This is a genomic window from Nocardioides sp. (genome assembly GCF_041600255.1).
In the GTDB taxonomy this organism is placed as follows: Bacteria; Actinomycetota; Actinomycetes; order Propionibacteriales; family Nocardioidaceae; genus Nocardioides.
The window spans coordinates 1-7,315 of the sequence record NZ_JBFIKK010000151.1; the positions used below are offsets into that span (position 1 = coordinate 1).

General features: G+C 71.0%; 5 protein-coding genes. 2 read left to right on the plus strand and 3 right to left on the minus strand.

From position 1 onward, the window contains the following. Positions 1 to 58: 58 nt before the first annotated feature. Both ABZE72_RS14680 and ABZE72_RS14685 read right to left on the minus strand, forming a co-directional pair. A complete protein-coding gene (locus ABZE72_RS14680) occupies positions 59 to 2,257 on the minus strand; it encodes a 3-hydroxyacyl-CoA dehydrogenase NAD-binding domain-containing protein (protein WP_372729778.1) in 2,199 nt (732 codons plus the stop codon). Between the two features lie 29 nt (positions 2,258 to 2,286). Beyond that, complete coding sequence (locus tag ABZE72_RS14685; RefSeq protein ID WP_372729779.1) at positions 2,287 to 3,498, minus strand: acetyl-CoA C-acetyltransferase; 1,212 nt, start codon at positions 3,496 to 3,498, stop codon at positions 2,287 to 2,289. A gap of 151 nt (positions 3,499 to 3,649) precedes the next feature. Between ABZE72_RS14685 and ABZE72_RS14690 the strand changes: the two genes are divergently transcribed. Further along, positions 3,650 to 4,390, plus strand: a complete 741-nt coding sequence (locus tag ABZE72_RS14690; RefSeq protein ID WP_372729780.1) for a MerR family transcriptional regulator — start codon at positions 3,650 to 3,652, stop codon at positions 4,388 to 4,390. Positions 4,391 to 4,423: 33 nt separating this feature from the next. After that, positions 4,424 to 5,323 (plus strand): NAD(P)H-binding protein, encoded by a 900-nt coding sequence (locus ABZE72_RS14695; RefSeq protein ID WP_372729782.1) that lies wholly within the window; start codon positions 4,424 to 4,426, stop codon positions 5,321 to 5,323. Here the strand turns inward: ABZE72_RS14695 and ABZE72_RS14700 are convergent. Then, a partial coding sequence (locus tag ABZE72_RS14700; protein ID WP_372729783.1) for a putative bifunctional diguanylate cyclase/phosphodiesterase occupies positions 5,320 to 7,315 on the minus strand: 1,996 nt, incomplete at its 5' end. The genes ABZE72_RS14695 and ABZE72_RS14700 overlap by 4 nt on opposite strands.

Sequence of the window (7,315 nt, forward strand, 5' to 3'; positions counted from 1 at the left end):
GCACGAGGGCAACCACAAGTGGCAGGTCAGCGGGGTTTCAGCAACCAGAACTGGCAGGTCAGGCCGGGAAGGAGCCTCCGGAGGCCGCGAGGTCGCGCAGCCAGTCACTGGCCGCGAACCGCTCGCCGTACGACGCCGCCAGCTCGTCGGCCCGCGCGACGAACGCCGCCAGACCGATCGTGCCGTCGGCACCCTCGTAGCCGGTCATGAACTGCGCGGCGCCACCGGTGAGCGCCGGGAAGCCGATGCCCATGATCGAGCCGATGTTCGCGGCGGCGGCCGAGGTGAGCACGCCCTCCTCGAAGCACTTCGCGGTCTCCAGCGCCTCCACGAAGAGGAACCGGTCCTTCACGTCCTGGAACGGGATCTGCTCCTCGGCGACCGGGAACGTGTCCGCCAGGCCCTTCCACAGACCCAGCCGCTTGCCGTTCTCGTCGTAGTCGTAGAAGCCCGCGCCCTTGAGCCGCGAGGGGCGACCGGCCTCGACCATCGTGCGGACGACGGCGGTGCCGGGGTGCTCGACGTGCTCGATGCCGTCCCGCTCGGCGGCGTCCTTGGTGGCCTTGGCGATCTTGGCCATCAGCTCCATGTTCAGCTCGTCGCTGAGCTGCAGCGTGCCGACCGGGTAGCCGTCCTGGGTGGCGGCCCGCTCCAGCGAGACCGGGTGCACACCCTCGGCCAGCATCGCCAGACCCTCGTTGACCATCGTGCCGATCACCCGCGAGGTGTAGAAGCCGCGGCTGTCGTTGACCACGATCGGGGTCTTGCGGATCAGCTGGACCACGTCGTACGCCTTGGCCAGCGTCTCGTCGGAGGTCTCCTGACCACGGATGATCTCCACCAGCGGCATCTTGTCGACCGGCGAGAAGAAGTGCAGCCCGATGAAGTCGGCCGGACGGTCGACGCCCTGGGCCAGCTCGGTGATCGGCAGGGTGGACGTGTTCGAGCAGAGCAGCGCGTCCTTGTTCACGTACGGCGCGATCTCGGCGAAGACCCGGGCCTTGAGCGCCGGGTCCTCGAAGACCGCCTCGATGACCAGGTCACAACCGGTCAGGTCGGCGGCGTCGGCGGTCGGGGTGATCCGGCCGAGCAGCTCGGCCTTCTTCTCCTCGGTCGACTTCCCGCGCGCGATCGCCTTGTCGAGCAGCTTCTCGGAGTAGCCCTTGCCCTTCTCGGCACTCTCCAGCGCGACGTCCTTGAGCACGACCTCGAGGCCGGCGCGAGCACACGAGTAGGCGATGCCCGCGCCCATCATCCCGGCGCCGAGCACGCCCACCTTGACCGGCTTGAACGGCGGGAAGCCGTCGGGCCGCAGCGAGCCCGAGTTGATCGCCTGCAGGTCGAAGAAGAACGCCTGGATCATGTTCTTCGACGCCTGGTTGACGACCAGGTTGGTCAGGTAGCGCGACTCGATCCGCGAGGCGGTGTCGAAGTCGACCTGGGCCCCTTCGACGGCCGCGGACAGGATCGCCCGCGGCCCGGCGTACACGGCACCCTTGGTCTGCTTGCGCAGCAGCGCGGGGAACGCCGGCAGGAACGCCGCCAGCTTGGGGTTGCTCGGGGAGCCGCCCGGCATCTTGTAGCCGGCCTGGTCCCAGGGGTTCTGGGCGGCGTCGGGGTTCGCCTTGATCCAGGCCTTCGCGGCGGGGACCAGCTCCTCGCGGGTGGCGACGAGCTCGTGGACGAGCCCCTTCTCCAGCGCGGCCTGCGGCTTGAACCGGGTGCCGGGCAGCAGCACGTCCATCAGCGCGGGCTGCAGCCCGAGCAGGCGTACGACGCGGGTCACGCCGCCGCCGCCCGGCAGCAGGCCCAGGGTCGACTCGGGCAGCCCGACCTCGACCCGGTTGTCGTCGACCAGGATGCGGTGGTTCGCGGCCAGGCAGATCTCGAAGCCACCACCGAGGGCGGCGCCGTTGATCGCGGCGACGACGGGGCGCGGGAACAGCTCGAGGCGGCGCAGGCCGGCCTTGACCGCCTCGCCCATCTCGAAGACGGCAGCGGCGTCGGCCTTGGTCGTCTGCACCATGTTCTTGAGGTTGCCGCCGGCGAAGAAGGTCTTCTTCGCGCTGGCGATGACGACGCCGGTGACGTCGTCGACCTCGGCGTAGAGCCGCTCGACGGCCGCCTCCATCGAGGACTTGTAGAGGTCGTTCATCGTGTTGGCCGAGGAGGTCGGGTCGTCGAGGGTGAGCGTGACGATGCCGTCGGCGTCGCGGTCGTAGCGGACCGCGGAGTCAGTGTCGGTGGTGGTGCTCATGGAAGTCCTTTGGTGAGGTTCGGAGGAGGTCAGACGAGCTCGACGATGGTGGCGATGCCCATGCCGCCGCCCACGCAGAGCGTGGCGAGGCCGCGGCGCAGGTCGCGGCGCTGGAGCTCGTCGACCAGGGTGCCGAGGATCATCGCGCCGGTGGCGCCCAGCGGGTGGCCCATCGCGATCGCGCCACCGTTGACGTTGGTGATCTCGTGCGAGATGCCCAGGTCGGCCATGAAGCGCATCGCGACGGCCGCGAACGCCTCGTTGATCTCGAAGAGGTCGATGTCCTCGACGCCGAGGCCGGCCTTGGCGAGCGCCTTGCGGGCCGCCGGGGCGGGGCCGGTCAGCATGATCGTCGGATCGGCCCCAGAGACCGCGGTGGCGACGATCCGCGCCCGCGGGGTCAGGCCGAGCTCGGTGCCGACCTGCTCGCTGCCGATCGCCATGATCGCCGCGCCGTCGACGATGCCCGAGGAGTTCCCGGCGTGGTGGACGTGGTCGATCCGCTCGACCCAGTGGTACTTCTCCAGCGCGACGTCGTCGAAGCCGGCCTGCGCACCGATGTCGGCGAACGACGGCTTCAGGCCGGCGAGGCCCTCGGGGGTGGTGTCGGGGCGGATCGTCTCGTCGTGCTCGAGGATGGTCAGGCCGTTGAGGTCGCGGACCGGGATCACCGAGTTGGCGAAGTAGCCGTTGGCCCACGCCTTGGCGGCGCGGTGGTGCGACTCGGCGGCGTACGCGTCGACGTCGGCGCGGCTCCAGCCGCCCAGGGTGGCGATCAGGTCGGCGCCGATGCCCTGGGGCACGAAGCCGGTGGTGAGCGCGGTGGCCGGGTCGGAGGCCCAGGCCCCGCCGTCGGCACCCATCGGCACCCGGCTCATCGACTCGACGCCACCGGCGAGGATCAGGTCCTCGAAGCCGCCGCGCACCCGGGAGGCGGCCTGGTTGACGGCCTCGAGACCGGAGGCGCAGAAGCGGTTGAGCTGCACACCGGCCACGGTCTCGGGGTAGCCGGCCTTGAGCGCGGCGGTCTTGGCGATGTCGCCACCCTGCTCGCTGACCGGGGTGACGACGCCGAGGACCACGTCGTCGATGCGGTGCGGGTCGAGGCCGGGGTTGCGCACCTTGATCTCGTCGAGCAGCCCGACGACGAGGTCGACCGGCTTGACCTCGTGCAGGGAGCCGACCTTCTTGCCCTTGCCACGCGGCGTACGAATGTGGTCGTACACGAATGCTTCTGCCATGACCGTCCTTGATCTGTGGGGCTGGTGTGCAGCGGTGAGCGGACTGGTGACCCGGGTCCGTGCCGGGAGAACCTCGATTGTGACACTATTACTGTCACCATCGTCAAGGTGGTCCGAGATGTGTCCTGCTTCACGCGCGGAAGGTCGATGGATGGTCGAGCACGACAGCGTCGGGTCGACGTCGGAGCTGCTGACCCTCGACGAGCTCACCAGCCGGGTCGGGATGAGCGTGCGCAACATCCGCTTCTACACCTCCAAGGGGCTGGTCCCGCCCCCGCTGCGCCGCGGTCGCTCGGGCTTCTACACCGCCGACCACGTCGCTCGGATCGAGCTGGTCCAGGAGCTGCAGAGCCACGGCTTCACGCTCACCGCCATCGAGAAGTTCCTGGCCAACATCCCCGGCGACGCCACCCCGGAGGAGATCGCGCTGCAGCGCGCGATGCTCGCCCCGTGGCAGGCCGAGCCGCCGCTGGAGATGAGCCGCGACGAGCTCGAGCGCCGGGCCGGGCGCTCGCTGACCGAGGAGGACCTGACCACGCTGGCCGCCCTCGGCGTGGTCTCCCGCGCCCGGCAGGACCGGCACCGGGTGGCGGTCTCCCAGCTCTCGGTGGGCCTGGGCCTGCTGGAGCTCGGCTTCCCCACCGAGGCCGCCCATGCCGCCGCCGAGGTGTACGCCGCACACGGGCGGCAGATCGCCCGGGAGCTGACCCAGGTGTTCCTCACCAAGGCGTGGCCGGTCTACCAGGAGTCCGGCGCCTCGGCGGAGCGGGTGCGCGAGGTCGTCGAGCGGCTCAAGCCGCTGTCGATCGCCAGCCTGGTCGCGGCGTACGAGAGCGCCATGGAGGAGACCCGGCTCGAGGGTCTCGCCGACCCCAGCACGCTTCCGTCCTGAGCGCAGGTCGCCCCACCTGTCTAGGGTGGGCGGATGAGCGACTCTCGGACCGTCCTGGTCACCGGCGCCACCGGCTTCATCGGCCGTGCCCTCGTCCCCGTCCTGATCGAGCAGGGCCACGAGGTCCGCGCGATGACCCGCCGGCCCGAGTCGTACGACGGGCCCGGCACCGCCGTGGGCGCCGACGTGCACGACCCGGACACCCTGGGTCCGGCGCTGGCCGGGGCCGACGTGGCGATCTACCTGGTGCACTCCCTCGACGACGTCGACTTCGAGCGCAAGGACGCCGACGCCGCGCGCGCCTTCGGGAAGGCGGCCGCGGAGGCGGGCGTGCAGCAGATCGTCTACATGGGCGGCCTGGGTGCCGACGACGACGACCTCTCTGCCCACCTGCGCTCACGCCGCGAGGTCGAGGGTCTGCTCGGCGAGGCGGGGGTGCCGGTGACGGTCCTGCGCGCCGCGATCGTCGTGGGTGCCGGCGGGATCTCCTGGGAGCTGACCCGACAGCTGGTGAAGAACCTGCCGGCCATGGTGGTCCCGAAGTGGGTGGGCACCCGGACCCAGCCGATCGCGCTGCACGACGTGGTGCGCTACCTCGCCGGGGTCATCGGCAAGGAGGAGGCGCTCGGTCGGGTCTTCGAGATCGGCGGGCCCGAGCAGATGACCTACCTCGAGATGCTCCAGGTGGCCGCGGAGATCTCGTCGGGACGCCGGGTCCCGATCGTCCAGGTGCCGGTGCTGACCCCGAAGCTGTCGTCGTACTGGCTGGCGCTGGTGACCGACGTCGACGTGACCACGGGTCGCAACCTGATCGACTCGATGAGCACCGAGGTGATCGTCACCGACCACTCGATCCGCGAGGTCGTGCCCGGCGAGCCGATGTCCTACGCCGAGTCGGTCCGGATCGCCCTCGAGGACGCGGCCGACGCCTAGTCCGACGTCCGCGGGGCCCGGGTCGCTCGCGCGGCCGACGGGTCCCAGTCGCGCAGCAGGACGTCCACCGCTTCGCTCTCCACCGGCCGGGCGAAGAAGAAGCCCTGGGCGAGGTCGCACTCGACGTCGGCGAGGAAGTCGAGCTGGTCGGCGCTCTCGACGCCTTCGGCACAGACCTTCACCCCGAACGCGTTGCCGAGGCCGAGGACCGCCCGGACCACCGCCTGGCCCCGCGAGGACTGGCTCATGAAGCTCTGGTCGATCTTCAGCACGTCGATGACCGGGAACCTCTGGAGGTAGCTCAACGACGAGTAGCCGGTCCCGAAGTCGTCGACGAGCAGGGAGACGCCCAGCCCGTGGATCCGCGCGAGGTTCTCCTTGCTGGTGCCGGCGTCGTCGATGAACGTGGACTCGGTGATCTCCAGGCCGAGCAGCTCCGGCTGGAGACCGCTGCCGGCCAGCACGGTCGCCAACCTCGTCACGTAGTCCCGGTCGCGCAGCTCGTGGGCGCTGACGTTGACCCGGACGCCGACACCCGGGGCGATCCCCTGCCACGCAGCGGCTCGCAGTGCCGCCTGGTCCAGCACCCAGACGCCCAGCTCTCCGATGATCCCGGTCTCCTCGGCCACCCGGACGAAGACCTCCGGGGAGATCGCCTCGCCGGCGTGGTTGCTCCAGCGCGCGAGCGCCTCGAAGGCCACCACGGCACCGGTGGAGAGGTCCACGATCGGTTGGTAGACGACCCGCAACAGACCCGCCCGTACCGACTCGCGCAGCTCGCCGGCGATGTCGACGCGCCCCATCAGGTCGCCCCGCATCGCCTCGTCGAAGATGCGGTAGGTGCCGGGGCGGTCCCGCTTGGCCCGGTACATGGCCATGTCGGCCTCGCTGAGCAGCGCGCTCGGGCTCCCCACACCCTTGGCGGCGAGGGCGACGCCGACGCTGGCCGACAGGCTCAGTCGACGGCCGTCGATCAGCGCGTACTCCGAGCTGGCGGCCAGCACGTCCTCCGCGACCCGAGCCACCTCCTCGTCACTGCCGAGCTCCTCCGCGACCACCACGAACTCGTCGCCGCCCAACCGGCCGACGGTGTCGCCCGGCCGGACCACCCGACGCAAGCGCTCGGCCAGGCTGATCAGGACGTCGTCGCCGGTGCCGTGGCCCAGGGAGTCGTTGATCGCCTTGAAGTCGTCGAGGTCCAGCAGCAGGACGGCGACCTTGTCCCCGCGGCGCCCGGACCGGGCGATCGCATTGGCCAGCCGGTCGCGCACCAGGGCCCGGTTGGGCAGCCCGGTCAGGGCGTCGTGCAGGGCCTGGTGCTGGAGCTCGGCCTCGAGCTCGTAGCGGCGCAGCGCGGCGCCGAGCGTCGAGGAGAGCGCGTCCATGAAGGCCACCTCGTTCGGCGACCAGGTGCGCGTCGGACGGCTCGCCACCGCGAGGACTCCCCAGCCACTGTCGACGGCGGGCACCGGACAGGCCAGAGCAGCCCCCATCCCCATCCGGGCGGCCAGCGGGGCGTCCGCGAAGCGGGAGTCGGTGGCCAGGTCGTCGCTGACCACCAGGCGGTCCTCGCGCAGGGCGAGGCTCGCGACCGAGGCGGAGTGGAAGGGGACCTCGAAGTTGGTCCAGGCCGGGTCGGAGGCCGCCACCACCCGGGCGAGCGAGGGGCTGCGCACCTTCTTGATCACCAGCGCCAGCGTGCCGGGGAAACGGATCTCGATCCGGCGCACGGTCTCGTCGAGCAACTCCTGGAGCGAGTGGGTCAGCGCCATCCGACCGAGGTCCGCCAGGTCGTGCTGTTCCTGGACCCGGGTGGCCAGGGACCGCTCCGTCGCGAGTTGCTCACGCAGATCCCGCTGGACGGTGGCCAGCGCGACCCCGGCGCCGTCGGAGGGCCGGGTGACCAGGAACGACGTCACGTGCACCGGGATCGCCTCCCCGGTGCCGAAGTGCCGCAGCTCGCTGTCGCCCTCCCAGAAGCCCAGGGTCCGC

Excerpts from the sequence above, each read along its gene's own strand:
- ABZE72_RS14695 (WP_372729782.1), top strand. The coding sequence starts at position 4,424 with ATGAGCGACTCTCGGACCGTCCTGGTCACCGGCGCCACCGGCTTCATC.
- ABZE72_RS14680 (WP_372729778.1), bottom strand. The coding sequence starts at position 2,257 with ATGAGCACCACCACCGACACTGACTCCGCGGTCCGCTACGACCGCGAC.
- ABZE72_RS14690 (WP_372729780.1), top strand. The coding sequence starts at position 3,650 with ATGGTCGAGCACGACAGCGTCGGGTCGACGTCGGAGCTGCTGACCCTC.
- ABZE72_RS14685 (WP_372729779.1), bottom strand. The coding sequence starts at position 3,498 with ATGGCAGAAGCATTCGTGTACGACCACATTCGTACGCCGCGTGGCAAG.